This window comes from Micromonospora sp. B9E7, from assembly GCF_039871815.1.
Taxonomy (GTDB): domain Bacteria; phylum Actinomycetota; class Actinomycetes; order Mycobacteriales; family Micromonosporaceae; genus Micromonospora.
Genome location: NZ_JBDPLX010000002.1, coordinates 437,841 through 462,687 on the forward strand (window position 1 = coordinate 437,841; position 24,847 = coordinate 462,687).

The 24,847-nt window shown below is 71.4% G+C and carries 28 protein-coding genes and 1 riboswitch; of the genes, 17 read left to right on the forward strand and 11 right to left on the reverse strand.

The window, feature by feature from the left end; translation table 11 throughout:
* Positions 1-337 precede the first annotated feature (337 nt).
* Positions 338-997, forward strand: a complete 660-nt coding sequence (locus ABGB10_RS04690; RefSeq protein WP_347659599.1) for a C39 family peptidase — start codon at positions 338-340, stop codon at positions 995-997.
* A gap of 362 nt (positions 998-1,359) precedes the next feature.
* On the opposite strand, the gene dusB is transcribed toward ABGB10_RS04690, so the two are convergent.
* The gene (gene dusB / locus ABGB10_RS04695) at positions 1,360-2,517 is read right to left on the reverse strand and encodes a tRNA dihydrouridine synthase DusB (protein WP_347659705.1); all 1,158 of its coding nucleotides are present in this window, start codon (positions 2,515-2,517) and stop codon (positions 1,360-1,362) included.
* 192 nt (positions 2,518-2,709) lie between these two features.
* On the opposite strand from dusB, the gene ABGB10_RS04700 reads away from it, so the two are divergent.
* Positions 2,710-3,684 (forward strand): type IV toxin-antitoxin system AbiEi family antitoxin domain-containing protein, encoded by a 975-nt coding sequence (locus ABGB10_RS04700; RefSeq protein WP_347659600.1) that lies wholly within the window; start codon positions 2,710-2,712, stop codon positions 3,682-3,684.
* A gap of 93 nt (positions 3,685-3,777) precedes the next feature.
* Here the strand turns inward: ABGB10_RS04700 and ABGB10_RS04705 are convergent, their stop codons facing one another.
* The 3 genes from ABGB10_RS04705 to ABGB10_RS04715 form a co-directional block, all read right to left on the reverse strand.
* Complete coding sequence (locus tag ABGB10_RS04705) at positions 3,778-5,157, reverse strand: glycine--tRNA ligase (protein WP_347659601.1); 1,380 nt, start codon at positions 5,155-5,157, stop codon at positions 3,778-3,780.
* A 114-nt stretch (positions 5,158-5,271) separates the two neighbouring features.
* Entirely contained in the window at positions 5,272-5,751 is a 480-nt protein-coding gene (locus ABGB10_RS04710) for a hypothetical protein (RefSeq protein ID WP_278141083.1), read from the reverse strand.
* Positions 5,752-5,775: 24 nt separating this feature from the next.
* Positions 5,776-6,117: an antibiotic biosynthesis monooxygenase gene (locus ABGB10_RS04715; protein ID WP_347659602.1), complete on the reverse strand. Its 342-nt coding sequence runs from the start codon at positions 6,115-6,117 to the stop codon at positions 5,776-5,778.
* A gap of 29 nt (positions 6,118-6,146) precedes the next feature.
* Between ABGB10_RS04715 and ABGB10_RS04720 the strand changes: the two genes are divergently transcribed.
* The 8 genes from ABGB10_RS04720 to ABGB10_RS04755 all read left to right on the forward strand — a co-directional run bounded on the left by ABGB10_RS04720 (position 6,147) and on the right by ABGB10_RS04755 (position 10,880).
* Entirely contained in the window at positions 6,147-6,404 is a 258-nt protein-coding gene (locus ABGB10_RS04720) for a hypothetical protein (protein WP_347659603.1), read from the forward strand.
* Between the two features lie 54 nt (positions 6,405-6,458).
* The gene (locus ABGB10_RS04725; RefSeq protein WP_347659604.1) at positions 6,459-7,403 is read left to right on the forward strand and encodes a metal ABC transporter substrate-binding protein; all 945 of its coding nucleotides are present in this window, start codon (positions 6,459-6,461) and stop codon (positions 7,401-7,403) included.
* Positions 7,400-8,161 carry a metal ABC transporter ATP-binding protein gene (locus ABGB10_RS04730; protein ID WP_347659605.1) on the forward strand — a complete coding sequence of 254 codons (762 nt, stop codon included), beginning with the start codon at positions 7,400-7,402 and terminating at the stop codon, positions 8,159-8,161. The genes ABGB10_RS04725 and ABGB10_RS04730 overlap by 4 nt, the downstream gene beginning before the upstream one ends.
* A gap of 3 nt (positions 8,162-8,164) precedes the next feature.
* Positions 8,165-9,031 (forward strand): metal ABC transporter permease, encoded by an 867-nt coding sequence (locus tag ABGB10_RS04735; protein WP_347659606.1) that lies wholly within the window; start codon positions 8,165-8,167, stop codon positions 9,029-9,031.
* Between the two features lie 43 nt (positions 9,032-9,074).
* A complete protein-coding gene (locus ABGB10_RS04740; RefSeq protein ID WP_282257156.1) occupies positions 9,075-9,374 on the forward strand; it encodes a metalloregulator ArsR/SmtB family transcription factor in 300 nt (99 codons plus the stop codon).
* Entirely contained in the window at positions 9,371-9,769 is a 399-nt protein-coding gene (locus ABGB10_RS04745) for a Fur family transcriptional regulator (protein WP_347659607.1), read from the forward strand. The genes ABGB10_RS04740 and ABGB10_RS04745 overlap by 4 nt, the downstream gene beginning before the upstream one ends.
* Positions 9,770-9,925: 156 nt before the next feature.
* Entirely contained in the window at positions 9,926-10,534 is a 609-nt protein-coding gene (locus ABGB10_RS04750; RefSeq protein ID WP_347659608.1) for a hypothetical protein, read from the forward strand.
* Positions 10,535-10,712: 178 nt separating this feature from the next.
* On the forward strand, positions 10,713-10,880 hold the full coding sequence (locus ABGB10_RS04755) for a hypothetical protein (RefSeq protein ID WP_167493739.1): 168 nt from the start codon (positions 10,713-10,715) through the stop codon (positions 10,878-10,880).
* Between the two features lie 9 nt (positions 10,881-10,889).
* On the opposite strand, the gene ABGB10_RS04760 is transcribed toward ABGB10_RS04755, so the two are convergent.
* From ABGB10_RS04760 to ABGB10_RS04775, 4 genes are all read right to left on the reverse strand, one after another.
* Positions 10,890-12,812 (reverse strand): acyl-CoA dehydrogenase family protein, encoded by a 1,923-nt coding sequence (locus ABGB10_RS04760; protein WP_347659706.1) that lies wholly within the window; start codon positions 12,810-12,812, stop codon positions 10,890-10,892.
* 179 nt (positions 12,813-12,991) lie between these two features.
* Positions 12,992-13,495 carry a DUF6328 family protein gene (locus tag ABGB10_RS04765; protein WP_347659609.1) on the reverse strand — a complete coding sequence of 168 codons (504 nt, stop codon included), beginning with the start codon at positions 13,493-13,495 and terminating at the stop codon, positions 12,992-12,994.
* 171 nt (positions 13,496-13,666) lie between these two features.
* Positions 13,667-14,416, reverse strand: a complete 750-nt coding sequence (locus ABGB10_RS04770; protein WP_347659610.1) for an SIS domain-containing protein — start codon at positions 14,414-14,416, stop codon at positions 13,667-13,669.
* A gap of 153 nt (positions 14,417-14,569) precedes the next feature.
* Positions 14,570-15,400, reverse strand: a complete 831-nt coding sequence (locus ABGB10_RS04775) for an alpha/beta fold hydrolase (protein WP_347659611.1) — start codon at positions 15,398-15,400, stop codon at positions 14,570-14,572.
* Between the two features lie 108 nt (positions 15,401-15,508).
* Positions 15,509-15,613: riboswitch (TPP riboswitch) on the forward strand.
* Positions 15,614-15,687: 74 nt separating this feature from the next.
* On the opposite strand from ABGB10_RS04775, the gene ABGB10_RS04780 reads away from it, so the two are divergent.
* From ABGB10_RS04780 to ABGB10_RS04800, 5 genes are all read left to right on the forward strand, one after another.
* Positions 15,688-16,281, forward strand: coding sequence for an ECF transporter S component (locus ABGB10_RS04780; RefSeq protein WP_347659612.1), 594 nt, complete (start codon positions 15,688-15,690; stop codon positions 16,279-16,281).
* 116 nt (positions 16,282-16,397) lie between these two features.
* Positions 16,398-17,828, forward strand: a complete 1,431-nt coding sequence (locus ABGB10_RS04785; protein WP_347659613.1) for an ABC transporter ATP-binding protein — start codon at positions 16,398-16,400, stop codon at positions 17,826-17,828.
* Positions 17,825-18,625 (forward strand): energy-coupling factor transporter transmembrane component T, encoded by an 801-nt coding sequence (locus tag ABGB10_RS04790; RefSeq protein WP_347659614.1) that lies wholly within the window; start codon positions 17,825-17,827, stop codon positions 18,623-18,625. The genes ABGB10_RS04785 and ABGB10_RS04790 overlap by 4 nt, the downstream gene beginning before the upstream one ends.
* Positions 18,626-18,771: 146 nt before the next feature.
* Complete coding sequence (locus ABGB10_RS04795; protein WP_347659615.1) at positions 18,772-20,469, forward strand: PHP domain-containing protein; 1,698 nt, start codon at positions 18,772-18,774, stop codon at positions 20,467-20,469.
* The gene (locus ABGB10_RS04800) at positions 20,466-20,978 is read left to right on the forward strand and encodes a hypothetical protein (protein WP_347659616.1); all 513 of its coding nucleotides are present in this window, start codon (positions 20,466-20,468) and stop codon (positions 20,976-20,978) included. Before ABGB10_RS04795 ends, ABGB10_RS04800 begins: the two co-directional genes overlap by 4 nt.
* Before the next feature lie 82 nt (positions 20,979-21,060).
* On the opposite strand, the gene ABGB10_RS04805 is transcribed toward ABGB10_RS04800, so the two are convergent.
* Complete coding sequence (locus ABGB10_RS04805; protein WP_347659617.1) at positions 21,061-21,315, reverse strand: hypothetical protein; 255 nt, start codon at positions 21,313-21,315, stop codon at positions 21,061-21,063.
* 321 nt (positions 21,316-21,636) lie between these two features.
* On the opposite strand from ABGB10_RS04805, the gene ABGB10_RS04810 reads away from it, so the two are divergent.
* Positions 21,637-21,933, forward strand: a complete 297-nt coding sequence (locus tag ABGB10_RS04810) for a thiamine-binding protein (RefSeq protein ID WP_347659618.1) — start codon at positions 21,637-21,639, stop codon at positions 21,931-21,933.
* 138 nt (positions 21,934-22,071) lie between these two features.
* Positions 22,072-23,514, forward strand: coding sequence for an NADP-dependent phosphogluconate dehydrogenase (gene gndA / locus ABGB10_RS04815; RefSeq protein WP_347659619.1), 1,443 nt, complete (start codon positions 22,072-22,074; stop codon positions 23,512-23,514).
* A gap of 209 nt (positions 23,515-23,723) precedes the next feature.
* Here the strand turns inward: gndA and ABGB10_RS04820 are convergent, their stop codons facing one another.
* Together ABGB10_RS04820 and ABGB10_RS04825 are read right to left on the reverse strand one after the other, a co-directional pair.
* A complete protein-coding gene (locus tag ABGB10_RS04820) occupies positions 23,724-24,485 on the reverse strand; it encodes a pirin family protein (protein ID WP_347659620.1) in 762 nt (253 codons plus the stop codon).
* Positions 24,482-24,709, reverse strand: a complete 228-nt coding sequence (locus ABGB10_RS04825; protein ID WP_347659621.1) for a thioredoxin reductase — start codon at positions 24,707-24,709, stop codon at positions 24,482-24,484. Before ABGB10_RS04825 ends, ABGB10_RS04820 begins: the two co-directional genes overlap by 4 nt.
* Between the last annotated feature and the right edge of the window lie 138 nt (positions 24,710-24,847).

Here is a 24,847-nt window from a genome sequence, read left to right on the forward strand (position 1 = left end):
ACGTCCGGTTTCGGCCGAGTCCGTCGAGGTCCCGGGATGCGCCAATCAGCGTAGATGTGCCGCGCACGCTCCCTGTCCCCGCAGGTGGGCCGGCCGGAGACGGAATGATGGCCCGGGCCAAGTCGTTTTACAGGGGGTAACCACGACGGTCTCCGGCGCTCGGGCCGGCCCCCACCGGTGGAATGCCCCGCCGGCCGCGACGGTTACATCCCCCGGACGCCCGAGCAGGTCCCCCCGATCGCCGGGCCGCCCCCTCGAACTTCCCCCTTGCACCGCGCGCACCGTCCCCCTTTGGTGTGCCGTGCAGGGTTCCCCCGATGCAGAGGAGCACGCCATCATGCGTACCGATCTGATCCGTAAGACCGCCCTGACCGCCGCCGGGCTCGCCTTCACCGGCGGCGCCATCGCCGGCCCCGTCACCGCCGCCTACGCCGCCTCCGACGCCAAGCCCACGTCGCAGACCCAGACCGACCGCAAGGGTCACGGTGAGCGGGAGCTCGGTGTGCGCTACGAAGCCCAGCCGAACTTCTACTACTGCGGGCCCGCCGCCACCCGAAACGCCCTGAGTGTGCAGGGCAAGAACATCAACGTCGACGACATGGCCAAGGAGATGGGTACCACCGAGGCCGGCACGAACTCGATCAACGACATCACCCCGGTGCTGAACAAGGAGACCGGTAAGAACGACGCCTACCGGTCCGTGGAGATCAGCACCCCCGACGCCGACGGCAAGCAGACCGACACCCTGCGCGCCGACATCGTCCGCACCGTCGACGACGGCCGGGCCGTGGTCGCGAACATCGCCGGTACCAGCACCGACACCGACGGCGCCACCCACTCCTACGAGGGCGGGCACTACATCAGCGTCGTCGGCTACCGCGACAACGGCGACACCGTGAAGATCGCCGACTCCGCCGACCCGAACACCGCCTCCTACTGGATCAGCACCGAGCACCTCGCGGACTGGATCGCCACCCGCGGCTACGCCACCAGCTGACCCACCCACCGAACGAACCGAAGGGCCGGACCCCACACGGGGCCCGGCCCTTTCGGCATACCCAGGTCACTGTCCACACCCCTCGCCGGCCCGAGCAAGGTCGAGGGGTCATCCGAGCTGGCCAGGCCAGCCCAGCCACCAACCGAGCAGGCAAGGCCGACCGACTGTTTCGCTGGTCCTTTGGAGCTGATGTCGTAGACGAATCAAGGCATCGACGACCGAGTCGAGCTGGTGATTCGTTCACGACATCAGCTCGATAGCGTGCCGAACCCACATACCCAGCCGCTGGGCCGAGCCCGCCTTTGGGGGAAGCCGAACGCGCCTCCGCTCGGCCCCGCCAAGGGCTCGGCCCTGCCAAGGGCTCAGCCGCCGGAGTCGTCCATCTCGGCCCCCTCGGGGACCGTGTCGTCGTCCCGGCTGGCCAGCCAGCCGTCCGGCAGGGCGACCTTGCCCGGCGAGTTGGTGCGCCCGCGCGGCTGGCCCAGGGCGGTCACCGGGAACGGCTCCGTCGGGTCGAGCTTGCCGAGCAGGTCGTCGAGCTGGGCCAGGCTCTCGATCATCGCCAGCGAACGGCGCAGCTCGCCACCGACCGGGAAACCCTTGAGGTACCAGGCGACGTGCTTGCGGAAGTCGGTGCAGCCGTCGCGTTCGCCGCGGGCCGGGTTGCGGGCGCCGGCCACGAACTGGTCCACCAGCAACTCGGCGTGCCGGCGCATGGTCGCCGCCACCTCGCCGAGGGTGGGCAGTCGCCGTTCCGGCCGGCCGTTGAAGGCGGCCTCCAGGTCGGCGAAGAGCCAGGGCCGACCCAGGCAGCCGCGACCGACGACCACGCCGTCCACGCCGGTGTGCGCGACCATCCGCAGCGCGTCGTCGGCCTCCCAGATGTCACCGTTGCCGAGCACCGGCACGTCGAGGGCCTGCTTCAGGGTGGCGATCGCGTCCCAGTCGGCGGTGCCCGAGTAACGCTGCGCGGCCGTCCGCCCGTGCAGGGCCACCGCGGCCACGCCGGCCTCCTGGGCGGCGAGCCCCGCTTCGACGTACGTCAGGTGGTCGTCGTCGATGCCCTTGCGCATCTTGACCGTGACCGGCACCCCGGCCGGTGCCGCGGCATCCACCGCGGCCTGTACCAGTCGGGCGAAGAGCCGACGCCGCCACGGCAGCGCCGCACCGCCGCCGCGCCGGGTGACCTTGGGGACCGGGCAGCCGAAGTTGAGGTCGATGTGATCGGCGAGGTTGCGCTCGACGACGATCCGCACGGCGGCGGCGGTGATCTCCGGATCGGTGCCGTAGAGCTGGAGGCTGCGCGGCTTCTCGTCGTCACCGAACGCGATCATGCGCAGCGTCTTCGGGTTGCGCTCGACCAACGCGCGGGTGGTGATCATCTCGCAGACGTAGATGCCGCCACCCTGCTCCCGGCAGAGCCGGCGGAACCCGACGTTGGTGATCCCGGCCATCGGGGCGAGCACCACCGGCGGCCACACCTGGTACGGCCCGAGAGTCAACGGCCGCAGCACGGGCATGGTCGAGGCAGTCACCGCACAAGTGTAAGGAAGGGCCCCTGCTTAACGTCTGCTGCATAGGAAGGGCTCCGCGTTAACAAGACGCATATCACACCCGGCGACGACAGACGGAGTTGTCCACAACCGGCGGGTTATCCACCGCACGCACGAGCCAGGCCGGACAGAATCGGACCCCGGCGGCATGCTGCGGCGATGCGCGACCTTCCACCCGAGCTGGCCACGACGACCGAGCGGCAACAGCAGATCGCAACCCGGGCTCAGCTACTCGCCGCCGGCTACGACGACATGTACCTCTACCGCCAGGCTCGGCGAGGCCGGTGGCAACGCGTCCTACCAGCGACGTACGCCCTGGTCACCGGGGTCCTGACCGATGAACAGCGACGGATCTCCGCCGCGCTCTACGCCGGGCCGCAGGCGCAGCTCACCGGCATGGCCGCGCTCACCTGGTACGGCTTCCGGCAGATTCCCCGCACTGCCGACGTACACCTGGTGGTGCCGCACGAGGTGCGGCGCCGCTCGGTGGGATACGCCCTCGTCCGACGGGCCCTGGCGCTGGACGCCCGGCCCCGGTCAAGCGCGCTCTACCCGGTCTGCTCGCCCGCGCGTGCGGTGGTGGACGCGGCCCGCGACCTCCGGCAGCTCCGTCCGGTGCGAGCCATCGTCGCCGAGTCCATTCAACGCGGCTTCACCGACCTCGGCACCCTCGACGAGGAGATCCGCCGGGCGCGGCGCAGTCGCACAGCGCTGATCAGGATCGCGTACGCGGAGGTCCTGGCCGGCACCCGGTCGGCACCCGAGGCGGAGCTGCGCGAATGCCTGGCGGGCAGCGCGATCCTGCCGGAAGTCCGGTGGAACCCCCGCCTTGCTACCAGCGATGGGGCGGCGTTGCCGACGCCGGACGGCTACCTGACCGACTCGGCGGTGGCGTTGGAGGTCGACTCACAGGAGTACCACTTCAGTCCGGGCGACTGGGCTCGGACGTTGGAGCGGCACAACGAGCTGAGCCGGCATGGTGTCCTGGTCCTGCACGTCACGCCAGCCCAGCTGAGGCAGCATCCGGAGCGCATCCGACGGACGGTCGAGGACGCCCACGAGTCCCGGCGGGGCGTCGGTCTCACGCTCCGGGTCCGCGTCCGGCCGGCCGTACCCGACCCGGCCGGAGCCTGATCGGGTACGCGGGCACGCCGGTCGCGGAGCCGCAGTGTTAAGAAGGGGCCCCTCCTATACCGGAGGCGTTAAGAAGGGGCCCTTCCTTACCGCTCAGCAGCCGGGGAGGCGCTCGATCAGGTAACGCTCGACCTGGTCCAGGGAGACCCGCTCCTGGGCCATCGTGTCCCGGTTGCGCACCGTCACCGCGTTGTCGTCGAGGGTGTCGAAGTCGACAGTCACGCAGAACGGGGTGCCGATCTCGTCCTGCCGACGGTAGCGGCGGCCGATCGCCTGCGAGTCGTCGAACTCCACCACCCAGCGCTTGCGCAGCAGCGCCGCGAGGTCCTTGGCCTTCGGCGACAGCGCCTCGTTGCGGGACAGCGGCAGCACTGCCACCTTGACCGGGGCGAGCCGCGGGTCGAACCGCATCACGGTGCGCTTGTCCACGCCGCCCTTGGTGTTCGGCGCCTCGTCCTCGTCGTACGCCTCCAGCAGGAAGGCCAGCACGGCGCGGGTCAAACCTGCGGCCGGCTCGATGACGTACGGCATCCAGCGCTCACTCTTGGTCTGGTCGAAGTACGACAGGTCGACGCCCGAGTGCTTGCTGTGCGTGGAGAGGTCGAAGTCGGTGCGGTTGGCGACACCCTCGAGCTCGGCGAACTCGCTGCCACCGAACTGGAAGCGGTACTCGATGTCCACCGTCCGCTTCGAGTAGTGCGAGAGCTTCTCCTTGGGGTGCTCGTGGAGGCGCAGGTTGTCCGCCGACAGACCGAGGTCGAGATACCAGTTCCAGCGCTCCTGGAGCCAGTACTCGTGCCACTGCTCGTCGGTGCCCGGCTCGACGAAGAACTCCATCTCCATCTGCTCGAACTCGCGGGTCCGGAAGATGAAGTTGCCCGGGGTGATCTCGTTGCGGAACGACTTGCCGGTCTGCGCGATGCCGAACGGCGGCTTCTTGCGGGCGACCGTCTCGACGTTCTTGTAGTTGACGAAGATGCCCTGCGCGGTCTCCGGGCGCAGGTAGTGCAGACCCTCGTCGCTCTCCACCGGGCCGAGGTAGGTCTTCATCAGGCCGTTGAACATCTTCGGCTCGGTGAAGGTGCCCTTGTTGCCGCAGTTGGGGCAGTTCAGCTCGGCGAGTGAGGTCAGCGGCTTGCCGTGCTTCTCGGCGTACGCCTCCTCCAGGTGGTCCGCCCGGAAGCGCTTGTGGCAGAACTGGCACTCGGTGAGCGGGTCGACGAACTCGGCGATGTGGCCGGACGCCTCCCACACCTTGCGGGCCAGGATGACGGCGGAGTCGAGGCCGACCACGTCGTCGCGCTGCTGGACCATGGTCTTCCACCACTGCCGGCGGACGTTCTCCTTGAGCTCCACGCCGAGCGGGCCGTAGTCCCACGCCGATCGGGTGCCCCCGTAGATCTCGCTGGAGGGGAAGACGAAGCCTCGGCGCTTGGCGAGGCTGACGACGGCGTCGATACGGTCTGCTGGCATGTTTCCTCCTACGCCGGCTGGCGGTCGGCGGGGGCGAGATGTGGATGGAACGGTCAGTTCGGGACCACGGTACGACCACCGAGGCCCTGAGCCCAGCAGAATACCGGGGGCGGGTCAGCTGACCCCGCAGACCTCCACGCCGCCGGTCTGCCCGTCCTGACCGAGGCTGACCTGCTGCTGCTCCCGGTCGCCGCCGGCGAGCGTCACGTCGACCGGCACGGTCAGGCTGGTGGTGTCCACCTCACCCACCCGGAACGCCGCGACCTGTGGTTCGGCGGCGGCGCGACGCTCGAACTCGGGCCGGGACTCACGCCGCTGCGCGTCGTCGCAGAGCTGGTCGTACGCCCGCCCGTAGTCCCGCTCGACAAGCGCCTGGTAGTAGTCGCCGGTCACGGTGCGGGCCTGCTCCCGGATCGCCTGCACGCCGCTGACGGCCAGGCCGACGACGGCGGTGCCGCCCCCGCCACAGCAGAGCACCAGGGCGAGCGCGCCGACACCGAGGCCGAGCCAGAGCCGGGTACGGCGACCCTCGGTGGGCGGCGCGGCGAACGGCGGAGCCACCCCGGGTCCGGGTGGCGGGGCGGGTGCGGTCATAGGAGCAGCGTAGTGTCCGCCGGCTCAGCGGTAAGGACCCGCAGCCCGATCACTCTGGGCGACGACCACCGCTCCCCCAGGTGCCGCGACGGCCAGCGCCTCGTACGCGGAGGGCTCGTCGACCGACTCGGCGAGCAGCGGCACGGCGCTGACCTTGACTTCGAAGGCGCCCAGCGCCCGCCGGTACGTGCCGACCGACTCCCATTCGGTGACCAGCGACCAGTACCGGGGGTCGTCGAGCGCCCGGACCAGTTGACCGCGCAGGTAGCCGGGACGGGCGGCCAGGGCGGTGAGGGCGGCGTGCGCCCGTTCGGTGAAGTCGTCGGCGACATCGACGTCGACCACGAACCGGTTGGTCACCAGCAACGGGGGTCCCTCCTCGTAGAGTCTGTGGGATGCAGCGTACGCAGCGCCCTCTGCTGGCCCGGTTGGCCGGGGCGAACCCGACGTCGGTGTTCCTGCTCACCCTGGTGGTGGTGCTGGTGGCGTTCTTCACGCCCGGAGTGATCGGCGGGCTGCTGACGCTGGCGCTCGCCGCGGTCCTGATCGCCCTGTTGGCGACGACCTGGGCGGTTCAGGCGCCGCAGACCCGCCTGATCCGGCTGGTGATGCTGACCCTGCTCGTGACGGTGGGCCTCGCGAAGCTCCTCTGACATGCACTCATGCGTTTTTGACAATCATTATCGTTGCCACGGACAGTTGACGACATGACCAACCGCGCCACGTACCGTGTCCTGGCCGCCGTGACCGCCCTGCTCACCCTGGGCGCAGGGGCCGGCTGCTCCACCGGCGACGCCGCCGGCGCCGACCCCCAACGAGTCGACGTGGTGGCCGCGTTCTACCCCCTCCAGTTCCTCGCCGAGAGGATCGGCGGCGACGCGGTCCGGGTGACCAACCTGGCGAAGCCCGGCGCCGAGCCGCACGACCTGGAGCTCAGCCCGAGCCAGGTCGGCCAGGTCACCGAGGCGGAACTGATCGTCTACCTCAAGGGTTTCCAGCCGGCGGTGGACGACGCCGTCGCGCAGAACGGTGGCGACCGGGCGTTCGACGTGACCAGCGTGCAGCCGCTGTTGGACGCGTCGGCCGGCGGGCACGACCACGAGGGCGAGGAGGGGCACGCCGAGGAGAGCGGCGGCAAGGACCCGCACGTCTGGCTCGACCCGACCCGGCTGGCCGGCATCGGTGACCAGCTCGCCCAGCGGCTCGGCAAGGCCGACCCGGACCACGCCGCCGACTACACGGCCCGCGCCGCGACGCTGCGCGCCGACCTGACGGCCCTGGACGACGAGTTCAAGACCGGTCTGGCGACCTGCCAGCGGCGGGAGATCGTGACGAGTCACGCCGCGTTCGGTTACCTCGCCGACAGGTACCAGCTCGACCAGGTCGGTATCACCGGGCTGAGCCCGGACGTCGAGCCCTCGCCGCAGCGGCTCGCGCACGTGATCGAGGAGGCGAAGGAGCACCAGGCCACCACGATCTTCTTCGAGACCCTGGTCAGCCCGAAGGTCGCCGAGACCATCGCCGGTCAGGTCGGAGCGAAGACCGCCGTGCTGGACCCGATCGAAGGGCTCGCCGCCGGCAGCAACGGGGACTACCTTTCGGTGATGCGTACCAACCTGCAGACCCTGCAGACGGCCTTGAGCTGCTCGTGACCGCACCTGTCATCACCGTCGAGCACGGGGTGGTCGGCTACGACGGCCGCCCCGTGCTCCGGGACATCTCGTTCACCGTGACCGCCGGCGAGGTCGTCGCGGTGCTCGGCGCCAACGGCTCCGGCAAGTCCACCCTGATCCGCGCCGTGCTCGGGCTGGTGCCGCTCAGCGCCGGCTCGGTCACCCTCTTCGACCGGCCGTTGCGCCGCTTCCGGCAGTGGGCCCGCATCGGGTACGTCCCGCAGCGCCTGGGCGCCGGCGGCGGCGTACCGGCCACCGTGCGCGAGGTGGTGGCCTCCGGCCGGCTGGCCCGCCGGGGGGTGCTCCGTCCGCCGGGTCGAGCCGACCGCGCCGCGGTCGACGCCGCGCTGCTCGCGGTCGGGCTCGCCGACCGGGCCGGTGACCCGGTCGCCACGCTCTCCGGCGGCCAACAGCAGCGCACCCTGATCGCCCGCGCCCTGGCCGGCGAACCGGAGCTGCTGGTCCTCGACGAGCCCACCGCCGGGGTGGACGCGGCCAGCCAGGAGGCGTTCGCCGGCGCGCTGCGCGACTTCGTGGGTGACGGCGGGACGGTGCTGCTGGTCGCGCACGAGCTGGGCCCGCTGCGGCCGGTGATCAGCCGGGCGGTCGTCGTCCACGAGGGTCGCATCGCGCACGACGGCGCGGTGCCGGACCCGGCCGGGCACCACGCGGCGCCCGACCACGACCACGTGCACCCGCACTGTTACGACGAGCCCGCCGGGCTGTGGAGCAACTGACCCATGGAACTCTTCCAGTACCCCTACATGCAGCGCGCCCTGATCGGCGCTCTGGTGATCGGCCTGGCAGCGCCGGCGCTCGGCATCTACCTGGTGCAGCGCCGGCTGGCGTTGATCGGTGACGGTGTCGGGCACGTGGCGTTGACCGGCGTCGGGGCCGGCCTGCTGCTCAACCGCTCACCGGTGCTGGTCGCGGTGATCGCCGCCACCATCGGCGCGGTCGCCATCGAGGTGGTCCGCGCCCGTGGGCGTACCTCAGGTGACCTGGCTCTGGCCCTGCTCTTCTACGGCGGCATCGCGGGCGGGGTCCTGCTGGTCGGCCTCTCGGACGCGACAAGCGCGAACCTCAACGCCTACCTGTTCGGGTCGCTGACCACCATCTCGCCCGCCGACCTTCTCACCATCGCGGTGCTCGGCGCGGCGATCCTGGTCACCATGATCGCGCTGCGGCCGGCGCTCTTCGCGGTCAGCCACGACGAGGAGTACGCCCGGGTCTCCGGCCTCCCGGTGCGCACGCTGAACCTGCTGATCGCGGTCTCCACCGCGGTCACCGTGACCATCGCGATGCGGGCCGTCGGCGTGCTCCTGATCAGCGCGCTGATGGTGGTGCCGGTCGCCACCGCCCAGCAGGTCACCCGGGGGTTCCGCAGCACGATGGCCGCCGCCATGGCGCTCGGGCTCTTCGCCGCCGGCTCCGGTGTCTGGGTGGCGGCTACGGCGGACACCGCTCCGGGTGCCTCTGTGGTGCTGGTGGCGATCGCGTCCTTCCTGGTGGTGGCCGTGGCCGGCGGTGTCTGGCGGACGCTGCGCCGCCGGGCGACACCGACCGCCGCACCAACGCCGGAACCGCACGAGGTCGTGCTGAGTTGATCCTGATCAGCAGGACGTCGGTGGTATTGGTTACCGTTGCAAGATGACCAGCGCCACGGGTTACGAGGGGTTCGACGGGGCCAGCGAGTTGCTCCGCGCCCTGTCCGCGCCGATCCGGCTGGCCATCGTCAGCGAGCTGGCCGACGGTGAGCGGTGCGTGCACGAGCTGGTGGAGAAGCTCGGCGCCGCGCAGCCGTTGGTCTCCCAGCACCTGCGGGTGCTGCGCGGCGCGGGAGTGGTCCGCGGTTCCCGGCGTGGGCGGGAGATCGCCTACAGCCTGGTCGACGAGCATGTGGCGCACATCGTGGCGGACGCGGTCAGCCACGCCGGGGAGGGATCATGAGCGAGAGCAACGCCGCGGTGCGCAACACCCGGCAGCGCTCGGCGGTGAGCGCGCTGCTGGGTGAGATGGAGGGCTTCCACAGCGCCCAGGACCTCCACGCCATGCTGCGCCAGCGCGGTGAGCGGGTCGGCCTGACCACCGTCTACCGCACCCTGCAGGGGCTCGCCGACGCCGGCGAGATCGACGTGATGCGTCCACCGGGTGGCGAGCACCTCTACCGCCGGTGCAGCGAGGGCCACCACCACCACCTCGTCTGTCGGGCCTGCGGGCGCACCGTCGAGGTGGCCGGCCCGGCGGTGGAGAGCTGGGCCGACCGGGTCGCCGCGCAGCACGGCTACGCCGACGTCAGCCACACCCTGGAGATCTTCGGCACCTGCCCGACCTGCGTCCGCTGACCAAACGCGGGCGTCGCGCTGTGGGCAGCGGCCTCCGGATCACGGCGACGCCACTACTACCTCGACGAACGCGATCTTGTGCGGCGACGGCCGGTCGGCCTCCCGCGCCGATTCCACACCTGTAAGAACCTGGGCGTTCGTGGCACGCTGTCCGGCGTGAAAATCTATGCCGATCGGTTTCCGACCGCCGCCCGTCAGTTGCTCACCGACCTGCTCGTCGTCGCCTGGGTGTACGCGGCGATCCGGGGCGCGCTGTGGCTGCACGACCTGGTGCAGAAGCTCGCCGTACCGGGGCAGAAGCTGGAGGGCGCCGGCAGTGGCCTCGCCGACAACCTCGCCGACGCCGGCAGCAAGGTCCGTCGGGTCCCGCTGGTCGGTGACGAGCTGACCGCGCCCTTCCGGCAGGCGGCCGACGCCGCCCGAGGGCTCGCCGACGCCGGCCGTGACCAGCAGCACCTGGTCGACCAACTCGCGCTCGCCCTCACCATCGCAGTGCTGATCTTCCCGCTCGGCATCGTGCTGTTCGGTTGGCTGCCGCTGCGGGTCCGCTGGATGCGGCGGGCCGGGTCAGCGGCGAAGCTGGCCGCCGGGCCGGCCGGCCGGGACCTGCTCGCCCTGCGCGCGCTGGCCACCCAGCCGTTGGGCCGGTTGACCCGGATCGCGCCCGACGTCGCCGAGGCGTGGCGGCGCGGCGACGACGACACAGTCGACGCCCTGGCCGCGTTGGAGTTGCGCCAGCTGGGCCTGCGCGGCCGAGGCCGCTGAGACCCCGTGTGCATCGGCCCCCGCCGTCCCCTGCCGTGATCAGGTGATGAAAAGTAGGTCTCCACGCCGCTTCTGACCTACTTTTCATCACCTGATCAAGGGCAAGCACTCTGGGTCTGTTGTGCGCAAGCGCTGCGCCAACTCGGGTCCGCGCGGCCGGGGCCGCTAAGGTCTTCGGGTGTTCTACTTCCTCGTCGTCATCGCCGTCCTGCTGCTCGGCTACGCCGCCGTCCTGGTTTCCTTCCTGCGGCGGGGCAAGAAGATCCCGCCTGCGGCGTACCTGGCCCTGGCCGGGCTCAACGGCCTGATCCTGGCTGGCGTGCTGGCCTGGGCTGTCTCCCGCTGATCGGGTGGGTCACGGCTTCGGTGGGATGCGGCGGCGGACGTCCTCGGCGGTGGACGGGCCGGGCGTCCAGCGGGCCACCCAGGGCAGCTCGTCGGACGGGGTGATCACACCCTCCTCCAGGCCCGCGTAACGGCCGGCGAGGATCCGCTTGGCGGCGGCGGTGTCGACCGAGTCGGTGTTGTCCCACAGTGCGGCGAACAGAGCGTCCACCCGCACCCGCGCCTGCCGGCAGAACAGGTCGGCCAGCTCGACGTTCTCCGGTCGGGTGTCCCGTTCGGCGGAGGCCCGGACACAGACGGCGGACATCGCGAACAACTCCGCGCCGATGTCCACCACACGGCCGAGGAACGCCTGCTTGCGCTCCATCTTTCCCTGCCAGCGCGACATCGCGTAGAACGTCGACCGGGCCAGCTTGCGGGACGACCGCTCCACCTGCCGCAGGTGCGCGGCGAGCGGCCCGAACTCGGCGTACGCCGAAGGGCTCTGCCCCCGGCCCACGGCGAGCGTGGGCAGCCACTTCGCGTAGAAGGCCCCGGCGCGGGCGCCGGCTCTGGCCTTGCGGCCCAACCCCGCGTCCGGGTCGATGATGTCGCCGGCCACCGACAGGTGGGCGTCGACCGCCTCCCGGGCGATCAGCAGGTGCATGATCTCGGTGGAGCCCTCGAAGATCCGGTTGATCCGCAGGTCGCGCAGCATCTGCTCGACGGCGGCCGGGCGTTCGCCCCGGGCGGCCAGCGAGTCGGCTGTCTCGTAGCCGCGCCCGCCCCGGATCTGGATCAGCTCGTCGGCGATCTTCCAGGCCATCTCGCTGGCGTACAGCTTGACCAGCGCCGCCTCGATCCGGATGTCGTTACGGTCGTCGTCGGCGAGCAGGCAGCAGAGGTCGAGCATGGTCTCCATGGCGTACGTGGTGGCGGCGATGAAGGAGAGCTTCTGCGCGACGGCCTCGTGCTCGCCCACCGGCCGACCCCACTGGACCCGGTCGGCGGCCCAACCCCGGGCCACGTTCAGCGCCCACTTTCCGGCGCCCACGCACATCGCCGGCAGGGAGAGCCGGCCGGTGTTCAGCGTGGTCAGGGCGATCTTCAGCCCCTTGCCCTCGCCGCCGATGACGTTCTCGGCGGGTACGAACACGTCGTGGAACCGGGTGAGGCTGTTCTCCAGGCCGCGCAGGCCGATGAACTCGTTGCGCCGCTCGACGGTGATGCCCTCGCTGTCACCCTCCACCACGAACGCGGTGATCCCGCCCCGACGCCCCTCGGTGGCCGGCACCCGGGCCATCACCACCAGCAGCGTGGCCACGATGCCGTTGGTGGCCCAGAGCTTCACCCCGTTGAGCCGGTAGCCGGTGCCGTCCTCGGTCGGCTCGGCGGTGGTGGCCAGCCGGGCCGGGTCGGAGCCGACGTCCGGCTCGGTGAGCAGGAACGCGGACACCTCACCAGCCGCGAGGCGGGGCAGGAAGCGTTGCTTCTGCTCGGCGGTGCCGAACATCTTCAGCGGCTGCGGCACACCGATCGACTGGTGCGCCGAGAGCAGCGCGCCGATGGCGGGGCTGACCGAACCGGCAAGCATCAGCGCCCGGCAGTAGTGCAGGTTGCTCAGGCCGAGCCCGCCGTACTTCTGGTCGATCTTCATGCCGAACGCGCCGAGGTCGGCCAGGCCGTGGAACACCGAGTCCGGAATGGAGCCGTCTCGTTCGATGGCCGCGCCGTCCACCTCGGAGGTCAGGAAGGCGCGGAACCGACCAAGGAACTCCTCGGCGCGCGCGACGTCCCCCGGGTCGGACCGGGGCCAGGGGTCGATCAGGTCGAGCCGGAACCGACCGAGGAACAACTCCTTGCCGAAGCTGGGTCGGTCCCAGGTGGACTCGCGGGCGGCCTCGGCGACCTGCCGGGCCTCCTTCTCGGAGACCTGCCCGGCCTCTGCCGGCAGCGGCGCGGCGGCACCGACGGTGGTCTCGGGATCAGGGCCGTCCGGTGCCGGTCGGCCGTTCTGCGTCGTGGTCACGGCTGCCCCCTCGAACCTCGGTGCGGCTGCGTCGACGTGCGCGACTACCGTCACGCTACCCCCGGTTGTTACCCGGGGGTAGCGCTGCGTGCAGATCCTCGCGATCAGCCGGCGCCGAGACTGTCCGGGTCGTCGTCCTCGTCGTCGACGTCGTCCTCACCCCAGTTGCGCCGGACGAACGGCAGGATCACCCAGAACACGAGGAACCAGATTCCGGCCAGGGCACTGAGCGCGAAGGCGATCGGCCGGTCCAGCACGAAGTCGGTGATCAGCAGCACCGCGCTGACCATGGCTATCAGCATGAAGGCGAGGCCACCGGTGGCCATCCGGTGCGCGAACCGCACCAGCTCCGGCTTGCGTCCCTGCCGGAACAGCGCCCGGTGGAACGCCACCGGCGAGATGATCAGTGCGGTGGCGGCGGCCGCCGCGAGCAGCGCGACGATGTAGACGTCTCGCTGGAACTCGCTGGTCCGGGTGAAGCCGTTACTGAACGGCAGGGTGAGCAGGAAGGCGAAGAGGATCTGCACGCCGGTCTGGGCGACCCGCAACTCCTGGAGCAGGTCGGCGAAGTTGCGCTGCCAACGCTGCTTCTCGGTCTCCTTGGACACGCGCTACCTCCGGTCAGACGCTACTGCCGGCGGTCCCGGCCGCCGGCAGCAACGCCAATGCCCCACCCGGCCGAGCGCGAAACAGGTTCACGACATCTGCCGTTCACGTCGGGGACGCAAGTCGGCCGCCCGCCGTGCCGGTGCCGGGCGACCGAGGTACCGGTGGCGGCCTCAGGACCCGCGTCGGATCCGGCCCGCGTACCGGGCCTCCAACTCCGTGTTGTGCGCGTCGCCGTCCGGGATGTTCGCCGACAGGTAGACCGGCGGTCGCTCCCCTGCCGCCAGCAACCGCGCCACCACCTCCACGGTGATCTGCTGGGCCAGCAGCGCCGCGGTGATCGAGGAGACCGCGCCGACCGCGCCGCCACCGGGCAGGGGCAGCGTCGCGTCACCGTACGGCGCGCCGTTGTCGAGCACCACGTCGGCGAGGTCACCCAGCTTGCGCCCGGACGGGTGGCGGGAGCTCATCCGACCGGAGTGCTGCGCCGAGGTGATCGCCACCAGTCCGTGGCCGCGTTCCTTGACCAGGGTGGCGAACTCCACCATCGCGCCGTTGACCCCGGAGTTCGAGGCGAGCACGAAGACGTCGGTGGGCCGCACCGGGGCCAACTCGTAGAGGCGGTGCGCCACACCCGGGTCCCGTTCCAGCATCGGACCGAGCCGATCGGCTGGTTCGCCGCCGAGCAGCACCAGGTCGCGCAGCGCGATCCGGTTGGTCGGCACCAGACCACCCGCCCGACCCGCGATCTCCATGGCCAGGGCCTCCGAGTGCCCCGTGCCGAACGCGTGCACCACACCGTCGGCGCGTACGGCCTCGGCGATCAGGTCTGCGGCCCGGCCCACCGCCTCCCGCTGACTGGCGGCCACCCGGCCGATCGTCTCGGTCACCACGGTCAGGTAGTCCTCGGCACTCACCGTCATGCGTCCTCCGTCGTCCGGTTGCGGGCCAACCAGTCAACCGCGCGCCCCGCCGAGCATGTCGACCAGGGTGCGCCCGGCCGGCACCTCTTCGGCGGCCGACCCGGGCGCGGCGATCGGGCGCCGGCTGCCCGGTCCGCTGCCGTCCACCGCCACTCAGGCCGTTCCGCCGGCTCGGGCCAGGATCGCCTCGGCGAGCGGACCTGGCGCCGCGTCCGGGATCCAGTGACTGACACCGGCCAACTGCACGAAGCGGAAGTCCCCGGTGACGTTCGCCGCGCACGCCTCGGCGGCGGTCCGGCCGATGGCGACGTCCCGGTCGCTCCACACGTACGTGGTGGGCACCGCCACCGGGCCGACGGCGGCCAGGTCAGCGCGGGACATCGCCCGGTACCAGTTCAGCGCTGCGGTGAGCGCCCCCGGCTCGCGCATCGGGTCGGCGTAGCGGTCCACCCGGGTCCTGTCGCCGACCCCGCCGAGCAGCTTGCGCAGCGCGGTGGCGTGCCAGGCCAGCAGCACCTTCTCCGCCTTGTCCGGCTTACGGAACAACGCGATGTACGACGACCGGGCCTTCTGCTGACTGTCGTTGGTCAGGGCGTGCGCCATGGCCGCCGGATGTGGGACGGACACCGCCGTCAGTGTGCGGACCCGCTCGGCGTGCCGGGCGGCGACCGCCCAGGCCACGACCGCGCCCCAGTCGTGACCGACCAGGTGGACGGCGTCCAGACCGAGCGCGTCGAGCACCGCCACCACATCGGCGACCAGCTCGGGAATCCGGTAGTCGGCCACCGCCGCGGGCCGCGCGCCCGGTGAGTAACCCCGCTGGTCCAGCGCGTACGTGCGCAACCCGGCCGCGTGCAGCGCCGGCACGACGTCGTCCCACTCACCGCTGTGCTGCGGAAATCCGTGTAGCAGCAGAACGGGTACGCCGTCCGGCGGACCACCCGTGGTTACCTCGAACGTGAAGCCTCGCGCGTCGACCCGCATGATCGGAAGCGTACTCAGCCGGCGACGGGCCGGCCGCCCGCCGCAGGTCAGAGGAGTGCCCTGCTGGGCCGGCGACCCAGGTCGGTGTTAGCGTCAGCGAGACAACTTCACATCCGACAGGGGAGCGCACAGCGCTGAGAGTGCGGGCACGCCCGCAGACCCTCGAACCTGATCTGGGTAATGCCAGCGCAGGGAGTTCGGTCGACCTCCAGCCGCGCCGCAGTCCGGTGCCACCGGACGCGGCGTGCGTCTTCTCCTGGTTCGATTTACTGAACTGGGAGCCACACATGAAATCCACCACCGACACACACCGTTGGCGCACGATCGACATCGTGGTCGCCTCGGTGATCGCGGTCGCCTTCGGCGTCATCTTCTGGGCATGGGGCCTGCTCTGGAGCGCCACCGAGGGCGCGTTCGCCTTCTTCCCGCCGGCGCAGGCGCTGCTCTACGGCGTCTGGCTGATGCCGGCCGTGATCGGCGGTCTGGTCATCCGTAAGCCCGGTGCCGCGCTCTACTGCGAGACGGTCGCCGCGGTCCTCTCCGCGCTGCTGGGCAGCCAGTGGGCCGGCACGGTGATCCCGCAGGGCATCGTGCAGGGCATCGGTGCCGAACTGGCCTTCGCCGCCTTCCGGTACCGGTCGTTCCGGCTGCCGACCGCGGTGGTGGCCGGCGCGCTGACCGGTCTCAGCGCCGCGCTGTTCGACTTCTTCATCTGGAACGTCGACTACGAGCTGACCGACTACCGCATCCCGTACGCGCTGATCACCATCGTCAGCGCCACCGTGATCGCCGGTGCCGGTGGCTGGCTGCTGACCAAGGCCCTGGCCAACACCGGTGTCCTGGACCGCTTCCCGGTAGGCCGGGACCGCGCCCTGATCTGACCCCCACCAACTCGCGTTGATCATGAGGTTGACGGGTGGATGGATCTTCATAACCACCGTCAACCTCATGATCGACCGTGCAGGGTGGAGCCGGGGCCTGGGAGGAGGTGGGTTTGGTGGGCGGGGTTCTGCTGCGCGGGTTCGGGTGGCGGCACGCTGGGCGGCGGGCCTGGGCTCTGCGCGGGGTTGACCTGCGGGTCGAGGCTGGGGAGCGGGTTTTGCTTCTTGGGCCCTCCGGGGCCGGCAAGAGCACCCTGCTCAGCGCCCTGGCCGGGCTGCTGCCCGAAGACTCCGGCGAGCAGGAGGGCACCGTCGAGATCGACGGGCTCGACCCCCGCAAGGGACGGGAACGGGTCGGCATCGTCTTCCAGGACCCGGAGACCCAGCTCGTGATGGCGCGCTGCGGCGACGACGTCGCGTTCGGGCTGGAGAACCGGGGAGTGCCGGCCGACGAGATCTGGCCCCGGGTGGACGAGGCGCTGCGCCGGGTCGGCTTCCCGTACCCCCGGGACCGCAACACAGCCGCGCTCTCCGGCGGCGAGCAGCAACGCCTCGCCCTGGCCGGCGCGCTCGCCCTGCGCCCCGGCCTGCTGCTGCTCGACGAGCCGACCGCCAATCTCGACCCGGCCGGGGCCGAGCTGATCCGGCAGGCGGTGACCCGCGCGCTGGACGCCGACACCACGCTGATCCTGGTCGAGCACCGGGTCACCGAGGCGCTGCCGCTGGTCGACCGGGTGGTCGTCCTGGAACCCGGCGGCGGGGTCCGCGCGGACGGCACACCCGAGGCCGTCTTCGCCGCCCACGGTGCCGCCCTGGCCGCCGAGGGGGTGTGGGTGCCGGGTCACCCCATCGCGCCCCGTCCGGCCAGCGCCGCGGCCGGGGAGCTGTTGCTCACCGCCGACCGGCTCGGCCTGCCACCCCGGCTGGCCCCCACCGACCTGGCGGTACGCGCCGGCGAGGCACTCGCCGTACGCGGACCCAACGGCGCCGGCAAATCCACCCTGGCGTTGCTGCTCGGCGGACTGCTCCGGCCGGGCACCGGGCGGGTCACCGCGTCTCCGGAGTTGGCCGGCACGGACCACCGCACTCCCCCGCACCGCTGGCGCGCCCCCGCCCTGGCACGACGGATCGGGTCGGTCTTCCAGGACCCGGAGCACCAGTTCGTCACGAGCACGGTCTTCGACGAGCTGGCGCTCGGCCCGCGCCGGACCGGTCAACCCGAGTCGGCCGTCAAGGAGACCGTGGCCGGGCTGCTGGAACGGCTGCGGCTGGCCAGACTCGCCGCTGCCAACCCGTACACCCTCTCGGGTGGTGAGGCGCGGCGGCTCAGCGTGGCGACCGCCCTGGCCACCGCGCCCCGTCTCTTGATCTGCGACGAACCCACCTTCGGCCAGGACCGGCGGACCTGGCGGGAGCTGGTCGACCTCTTCGCCGACCTGCGCGACGCCGGACACGGCGTGGTCGCGGTCACCCACGACGCGGATTTCGTCGCCGCGCTCGCCGACCGCAGCGTCACCCTGCTACCAGCCTCGGGCGACGACCGATGATCAGCATCGAGCCGGTCGCCGCGCCCGGTGCGCCGCTGGCCCGCCGCAACCCGGTGGCGAAGGTCGCCGCAGCTCTGGTCTTCTCGTTCACCCTGCTGGCCACCCTGGACCCGGTGGCCCCGGCGATCGCCATCGCGCTCGAACTCGCCGTGCTGCCGCTGTTCGGCATCCGCTACCGGGTGCTGGCGCGACGGGCCTGGCCACTGCTCCTCAGCGCCGCCGGCATCCTGGTCACCCTGGTGCTCTTCGCCGCCGACCGGTCCGGCCGGGTCCTGCTGGACGCGGGACCGGTGTTCGTGAGTACCGGCGTGCTGCTCACCGCGCTCGGCCTGGTACTGCGGGTCTTCGCGGTGGCCCTGCCCGGAGTGATCGTCTTCGCGACCACCGACCCCACCGACCTGGCCGACGCGCTGATCCAGAACGCGAAGGCGCCGGCCCGGTTCGCCATCGGGGCGCTGGCCGCGTTCCGGCTGGTGCCACTGCTCGGTCAGGAGTGGCAGATGATCAGCATGGCGCGGCGGGCGCGGGGCGTCGACGCGGGACGCAACCCGTTGGCCAAGCTGCGACTGTTCGCCTCCACCGCGTTCGCGCTGCTGGTCGGGGCGATCCGCCGGGGCACCCGACTGGCCGTGGCGATGGACGCCCGGGGCTTCGACGCCGGCACACCTCGTACCGTCGCCCGCCGCCAGCGTTTCGGCCTTGCCGACACACTGCTCATCGTCGGGGCGGTCGCGCTGGCCGGCGCGGCCCTCACGACAAGTGTGCTGCTCGGCGCCTTCCGGCCCCTGATCGGCTGACTCGCACGGCACTGCCCAACGCCGTCTGGCCGAAGCATGGTCGGAGTCGCATGTTCGCATGTCGGTCGTACGCGGGACACACACCGTTCCCCCGACCGGACGAGATTGTTTCGCGGACAAAACTCCTGACCCGACTGGAGCAGCACATGGGCCACGGCCACGCGCATCACCACGATCACGATTTCGGCGGGGGCGGCGATCTGCCTCCGGCGCTCGACCAGTCCGTCCCGGACGTGGAACTGGCACCCGCGGACCTCAGCCGGCGCGGCTTCCTGCGCAATGCCGGTCTACTCGGAGCCGGCGCCGCCACCAGCGTGCTGGCCGCCGGTACGCCCGCGTTCGCCTCCGGCAAGGACCACGACCACGGCCCCGGCGGTGACCACGGCAGCACCGGCGAGTTCCAGTGGCTGGCCGGCGACCACCACATCCACACCCAGTACAGCTCCGACGCCATGTACCGGGTGGTCGACCAGGCCCAGCACGCCAAGGCGTACGGCCTGGACTGGATGGTCGTCACCGACCACGGCAGCGTCGCCCACGCCAAGATCGGCGTGGATAAGGTGAACCCGGACATCGTCGCGGCGCGTGCCCAGCTCAAGGACCTGCTGATCTACCAGGGCCTGGAGTGGAACATCCCGGCCGCCGAGCACGCCACCGTGTTCGTCCACCCGGGACGCAACGAGGTCGCCGTCCTCAAGGAGTTCGAAAACGCCTTCGACGGCACCGTCAAGAACGCTGGTGACAACACCCCTGCCAACGAGGCGCTCGCCATCGCCGGCATCAAGTTCCTCGGCGAGGCGGTTCGCAAGCGCCGCGTCGAGGGGGCGCTGTTCCTGGCGAACCACCCGGCCCGGCGGGGCATCGACTCTCCTCACGAGATCCGCGCCTGGCGGGACGCCGACCCGAGCGTGGCGATCGGCATGGAGGGCGCTCCCGGCCACCAGGCCGCCGGGCTGCCCGGTGGCGGCCGCGCCCGTGGCTACTACGACAACAACCCGTCCCCCGCGTCGTTCCCCGGCTACCCGCTGGAGAGCTACCGCACCTGGGGCGGGTTCGACTGGATGACCTCCACCGTCGGCGGGCTCTGGGACAGCCTGCTCGCCGAGGGCCGGGCCTGGTGGATCAGCGCGAACTCCGACTCGCACGTCAACTACCTGACCACCTCCCAGCGGGGGCCGGACGGCAACTTCGACCTCAACGGCAAGCACAACGACCCGGTGTACGGCCCGCTGAACACCACCGCCGGCGACTACTGGCCCGGCCAGTACAGCCGTACCCATGTCGGGGCCAGTTCGTTCAGCTACCGCGCCGTCATGGACGCCCTGCGGGCCGGCCGGGTCTGGGTGGACCACGCCGGCCTGATCAAGGCCCTCGACGTCCGGGCCCGGGTCGCCGGTGACCGACGCCGGGAGTCGGGTACGCCGCTCGGTGGTGTGCTGCGGGTCAAGCGCGGTACGCGCGTCGAGGTGACGATCGACATCGACCTGGCGGACACCCCGAACTGGTCGCAGTTCGTGCCGGTGCTCAGCCGGGTCGACGTGATCGCCGGCAAGGTGACCGGCGCGGTCGCCGACAAGGACGCGTTCACCGCCCCCAACACGAAGGTGGTGAAGTCCTTCGAGGTCGCCAAGGGCACCGGCAAGGTCTCCTTCACCTACTCCTTCGGCCGGGTGGACGAGCCGTTCTACCTGCGGGTCCGGGGCACCGACGGCAAGCGCAGCCAGCCGGGCCTGATGGGCGCGGGAGTCGACCCGTTCGGCCCGGCGCTGGACGTCACCGGCGCAGCGGACCCGTGGGAGGACCTGTGGTTCTACGCCAACCCGATCTGGGTGCTGCCGCTGTGATCCTGGGCCTCAGCCTGGGGCACCGGACGGTGCGGGAGGCCGAGCACTGGCTGACCGATCAGCTCGGGTCGCTCGACCTGCCGGACCTGGTGGCCTGCACGCACCTGGTTACCGCGCCGTATCCGCATGTGGCGCTCAGCGTCGCCGTGGCAGTGGCGCCGGACCGGTTGACCGGTTTGCCCGCCACCCCGCCGGAGCTGCGGGCAGCCGCTGACCAGGCGGCAGCCGAACACGCGGCCCGCCGGTCCGGTCGGGCGGTGCTCTATCCCGGCGTCGCTCGGATGGTCGGCACGCTGACCGTCGGGGAGGTGGTCGGCCTGAGTGCCATCGAGCGGGTCGCGCTGCTCGGCGGGACGACGGCGGGGTCCGAGGTGCCGCTGGACACCCGGGACTTCGTCCGACCGCAGTGGCGCGACGGTCAACTCGTGCTGGTGGCGATGCCGCACCACTCGGGGGGTGTCGCTCCGTTCGAGGTGCCCGACCCCACACCCTGCTGCGCCGATCACTGAGGACGGTGTGCGGTCCGTCGCTGTCGGCGACGGACCGCACACCGGGAGCGGCGGCCGGTCAGCCGGCCGCCGGCTTCACCGATCAGCTCCGCCGGAAGGCGTACCGGCGGGTCTGACCGGCCCGCTGGCTGCCGCGACCCGCCGCGGACCTGCCGTGGGCAACCGGTGGGCCGGCCTTGGGCGGAGCCGACCGGGCCGCCGGCTCGGCGCCCTCGATCGGCAGCGGTGGCACCGCGGGCAGGACCACCACCTGGTCCAGGTTGGCCGGCGTCAGGTCCTCGACGCTCGGCGCGGTTTCCGGGGTACGGGATTTCTTCGGTTGTCGCCTGGTGGGCACCCTGGCCTCCTTTTCGGGCGAGCCTGGCCGGCAGGCGCACAGCGACCGGGGACGGTCGCGACGCACGGTGGACCGGCGCGGTTCGCGGCTGAACGACGGCCGGGCTGGAGATAGCCCGGCTCTGGCGGACGGATCGGCCCCGGATCGACCACGACGGCCACCGGCATGGCGGCGGTGGCGGAAAATGCGGACGCCCGGGAGCGCACGGACCGCGGCGCGGGGCGGCGGGCCGGCTCGGAAGATGGGGCGTCAGTTACGCATGCCCGAACTCTAACCACCGCCCGGCCGGACGCGCACCCGAATTACTGGCACGATCGGCACATGCTGATCGCGTTCTCGATCACCCCGCTCGGCGGTGACGACTCCGTGGGTGACCTGGTCGCCGAGGCGGTGCGGGTGGTCCGTGCGTCCGGCCTGCCCAACCGGACCGATGCCATGTTCACCACCGTCGAGGGTGAGTGGGACGAGGTGATGGCGGTGGTGAAGCAGGCGGTCGACGTGGTCGCCGCGCGGGCGCCCCGGGTGAGCGTGGTGCTCAAGGCCGATGTGCGGCCCGGGGTCACCGACGCGCTCAGCGGGAAGGTCGCCCGGATCGAGGCCCGTCTCGCCGAGGGTTGACCGGTCGCGCCGGCCTCCACCACCGTCGGCAGCTCTGCCGCCACCCGGAGTATCAGAGGGTGGATCACTGGTCCCGGATCGGCCCACATCACGATAGGTTCGAAACGCCAATAGTGGTGACGAGAGGTGGCGGCACGGATGGCTGAGCAGGCGAGGGCACAGATCGGTGTGACCGGGTTGGCGGTGATGGGTCGCAACGTGGCCCGCAACCTGGCCCGCAACGGCTTCACGGTGGCGGTGCACAACCGCTCGCCGGAGCGCACCCGCAGCCTGGTCGCGGAGCACGGCGACGAGGGCACCTTCGTGCCGGGCGAGACGATGGCCGATTTCGTGGCGTCACTGGAACGACCGCGCGCGGTCATCGTCATGGTCAAGGCCGGTGCGCCCACCGACGCGGTGATCGACGAGTTGGTGCCGCTGCTGGAGGAGGGCGACATCGTCGTCGACTGCGGCAACGCCCACTTCGCCGACACCCGCCGCCGGGAGGAGGCGCTGCGCGCGCAGGGGCTGCACTTCAGCGGCACCGGCGTCTCCGGTGGTGAGGAGGGCGCGCTGCTCGGTCCGAGCATCATGCCGGGCGGCTCCGCCGAGTCGTACGCCAAGCTCGGGCCGATGTTCGAGAAGATCGCCGCGCAGGTGGACGGTGTGCCGTGCTGCATGCACGTCGGGCCGGACGGCGCCGGGCACTTCGTCAAGATGGTGCACAACGGCATCGAGTACGCCGACATGCAGCTCATCGCCGAGGCGTACGACCTGCTCCGCTCCGGTCTGGACGCCAAGCCGGCGGAGATCGCCGAGATCTTCCGCGACTGGAACAACGGCGAGCTGGAGTCGTTCCTCATCGAGATCACCGCCGATGTGCTCGCGCACACCGACGCGGAGACCGGCCGACCGTTCGTGGACGTCGTGCAGGACCGGGCCGAGCAGAAGGGCACCGGTCGGTGGACCGTGCAGAGTGCCCTTGACCTGGGCATCCCGATCACCGGGATCGCTGAGGCGACCTTCGCCCGTTCGCTCTCCGGCCACGTCGACCAGCGAGAGGCGGCCCGCCGGGCTTTCCCGGACGCGGGTGAGAAGTGGCAGGTCGCCGACCGGGACGCGTTCGTCGAGGACGTCCGCCGGGCGCTGCTCGCTTCCAAGATCGTCGCGTACGCGCAGGGCTTCGACCACATCCGGGCCGGCAGCCAGGAGTACGACTGGGACATCGACCTCGGCGGCACGGCGACGATCTGGCGGGGCGGCTGCATCATCCGGGCCCGCTTCCTCGACCGCATCCGCGAGGCGTACGACCAGCAGCCCGACCTGCCGACGCTGCTGGTGGCACCGTACTTCGCCGAGGCTGTCGCGGCCGGAGTGCCGAGCTGGCGACGGGTGGTGGGCGACGCGACCCGGGCCGGTGTGCCGACGCCCGCGTTCTCGTCGTCGCTGGCGTACTTCGACGCGCTACGCGCCGAGCGGTTGCCCGCCGCGCTGATCCAGGGCCTGCGGGACAACTTCGGCGCGCACACCTACCAGCGGGTGGACCGGGACGGCTCGTTCCACACCACCTGGGCCGCCGACCGCACCGAGTCCCCGGCGTAACAAGCCCACGGCCCACGGCCCACGGCCCACGGCCCACGGCCCACGGCCCACGGCCCACGGCCCACGGCCCACGGCCCACGGCCCACGGCCCACGGCCCACGGCAAGATCGTGCTCGATCCATGATGTAGTGGCCTCCCTCTTTCGCGGAGGCCACTACATCCATGTTCGAGCACGATCACCGAAGACGACGGGTGCGCGCCGGCACCCGTCAGTTGATCGTCGCGTGCATTTCCCAGACGAGGATCTCGGCCGGCTCGTCGGCGGTGACCCGTCGGCTGCCGGTCATGGTCAGCCGGGCCGCGTCGCCGGTGCCGAGTGGCCCGCTGCCCTCCAGGGTGACCGTGCCGTTGGGCACGTACAGGTGCACGAAGGGCGCGTCGGGGATGGTGACCTCGTCGCCGGGGGCGAGTCGGGCAGCGTGCAGCGTCGCGTACCGGTTGCGGATCCGGATCGCGGACGCTCCGTCGTAGCGGTCCATCCCGGAGGCGATCGGCACCAGGCCGCCGCGGAGCAGCTCGTCCTCGATCTCCAACTGCTCGTAGCCGGGGTCGACGCCCTGCTCGTCGGGGAGCACCCACATCTGCACGAAGTGGACCGGGTCGCTGTGCGGTTCCTGGTTGTGGAGCCGCCAGGCGTCGTTCTTCTCCGAGTGCAGGATGCCGGTGCCGGCGCTCATCCGCTGCGCCAGCCCCGGGTAGATCACCCCGGAGTGCCCGGTGGAGTCCTGGTGCACCAGGGAGCCACGGAGCACCCAGGTGACGATCTCCATGTCCTGGTGCGGGTGGGTCTCGAAGCCGGCACCCGGTCGAACCACGTCGTCGTTGTTGACCAGCAGCAGGCCGTGGTGGGTGTTGGCCGGGTCGTAGTGCCGGGAGAACGAGAACGAGTGGTTGGAGTCCAGCCAGGAGATCCGGGTGGCGAAGCGGTCCGCGCCACGACGGACGTCGACCGCTGGGGCCGGAGCGGTCACCAGGCACGCTGCCCGGCGTCGGGGGTCGACGGCGCCCAGGTCAGGGCCGGCTCTCCGCTGGCCAGCTCGGCGATCTCGCCGGAACGGAGCTGCGGTGTGTGGCCGAACTCGGCGCAGTGCTGCTCGGCGATCTCGGCACAGATGTCGGCCACCTGCTCGCAGATCGGGTCACCCAGATCGGCCGCGTTCAACGCCATGATCATCTTGTACCGGAGATCCCGCATGCGCACTCCAACCGCCGTCGGCCCGCCCTCTCCGGACCCTACCCGCCGCCAATCCCCAGCATCCGGCGAAACCCACGCACCCACCCACCGCACGACGACCCTCAACGCCTGGGCGTGCCGATCATGGAGTTGTGGTGG

Bases quoted from the DNA above. Each gene is read 5' to 3' on its own strand.
- ABGB10_RS04720 (WP_347659603.1), top strand. From the start codon at position 6,147: ATGCAGCGTACGCAGCGCCCTCTGCTGGCCCGGTTGGCCGGGGCGAAC.
- ABGB10_RS04780 (WP_347659612.1), top strand. From the start codon at position 15,688: ATGAAATCCACCACCGACACACACCGTTGGCGCACGATCGACATCGTG.
- gndA (WP_347659619.1), top strand. From the start codon at position 22,072: ATGGCTGAGCAGGCGAGGGCACAGATCGGTGTGACCGGGTTGGCGGTG.
- ABGB10_RS04710 (WP_278141083.1), bottom strand. From the start codon at position 5,751: ATGACCGCACCCGCCCCGCCACCCGGACCCGGGGTGGCTCCGCCGTTC.
- ABGB10_RS04745 (WP_347659607.1), top strand. From the start codon at position 9,371: ATGAGCGAGAGCAACGCCGCGGTGCGCAACACCCGGCAGCGCTCGGCG.
- ABGB10_RS04700 (WP_347659600.1), top strand. From the start codon at position 2,710: ATGCGCGACCTTCCACCCGAGCTGGCCACGACGACCGAGCGGCAACAG.
- ABGB10_RS04690 (WP_347659599.1), top strand. From the start codon at position 338: ATGCGTACCGATCTGATCCGTAAGACCGCCCTGACCGCCGCCGGGCTC.
- ABGB10_RS04825 (WP_347659621.1), bottom strand. From the start codon at position 24,709: ATGCGGGATCTCCGGTACAAGATGATCATGGCGTTGAACGCGGCCGAT.
- ABGB10_RS04735 (WP_347659606.1), top strand. From the start codon at position 8,165: ATGGAACTCTTCCAGTACCCCTACATGCAGCGCGCCCTGATCGGCGCT.
- ABGB10_RS04740 (WP_282257156.1), top strand. From the start codon at position 9,075: ATGACCAGCGCCACGGGTTACGAGGGGTTCGACGGGGCCAGCGAGTTG.
- ABGB10_RS04725 (WP_347659604.1), top strand. From the start codon at position 6,459: ATGACCAACCGCGCCACGTACCGTGTCCTGGCCGCCGTGACCGCCCTG.
- ABGB10_RS04810 (WP_347659618.1), top strand. From the start codon at position 21,637: ATGCTGATCGCGTTCTCGATCACCCCGCTCGGCGGTGACGACTCCGTG.
- ABGB10_RS04705 (WP_347659601.1), bottom strand. From the start codon at position 5,157: ATGCCAGCAGACCGTATCGACGCCGTCGTCAGCCTCGCCAAGCGCCGA.
- ABGB10_RS04795 (WP_347659615.1), top strand. From the start codon at position 18,772: ATGGGCCACGGCCACGCGCATCACCACGATCACGATTTCGGCGGGGGC.
- ABGB10_RS04775 (WP_347659611.1), bottom strand. From the start codon at position 15,400: ATGCGGGTCGACGCGCGAGGCTTCACGTTCGAGGTAACCACGGGTGGT.
- dusB (WP_347659705.1), bottom strand. From the start codon at position 2,517: ATGCCCGTGCTGCGGCCGTTGACTCTCGGGCCGTACCAGGTGTGGCCG.
- ABGB10_RS04770 (WP_347659610.1), bottom strand. From the start codon at position 14,416: ATGACGGTGAGTGCCGAGGACTACCTGACCGTGGTGACCGAGACGATC.
- ABGB10_RS04790 (WP_347659614.1), top strand. From the start codon at position 17,825: ATGATCAGCATCGAGCCGGTCGCCGCGCCCGGTGCGCCGCTGGCCCGC.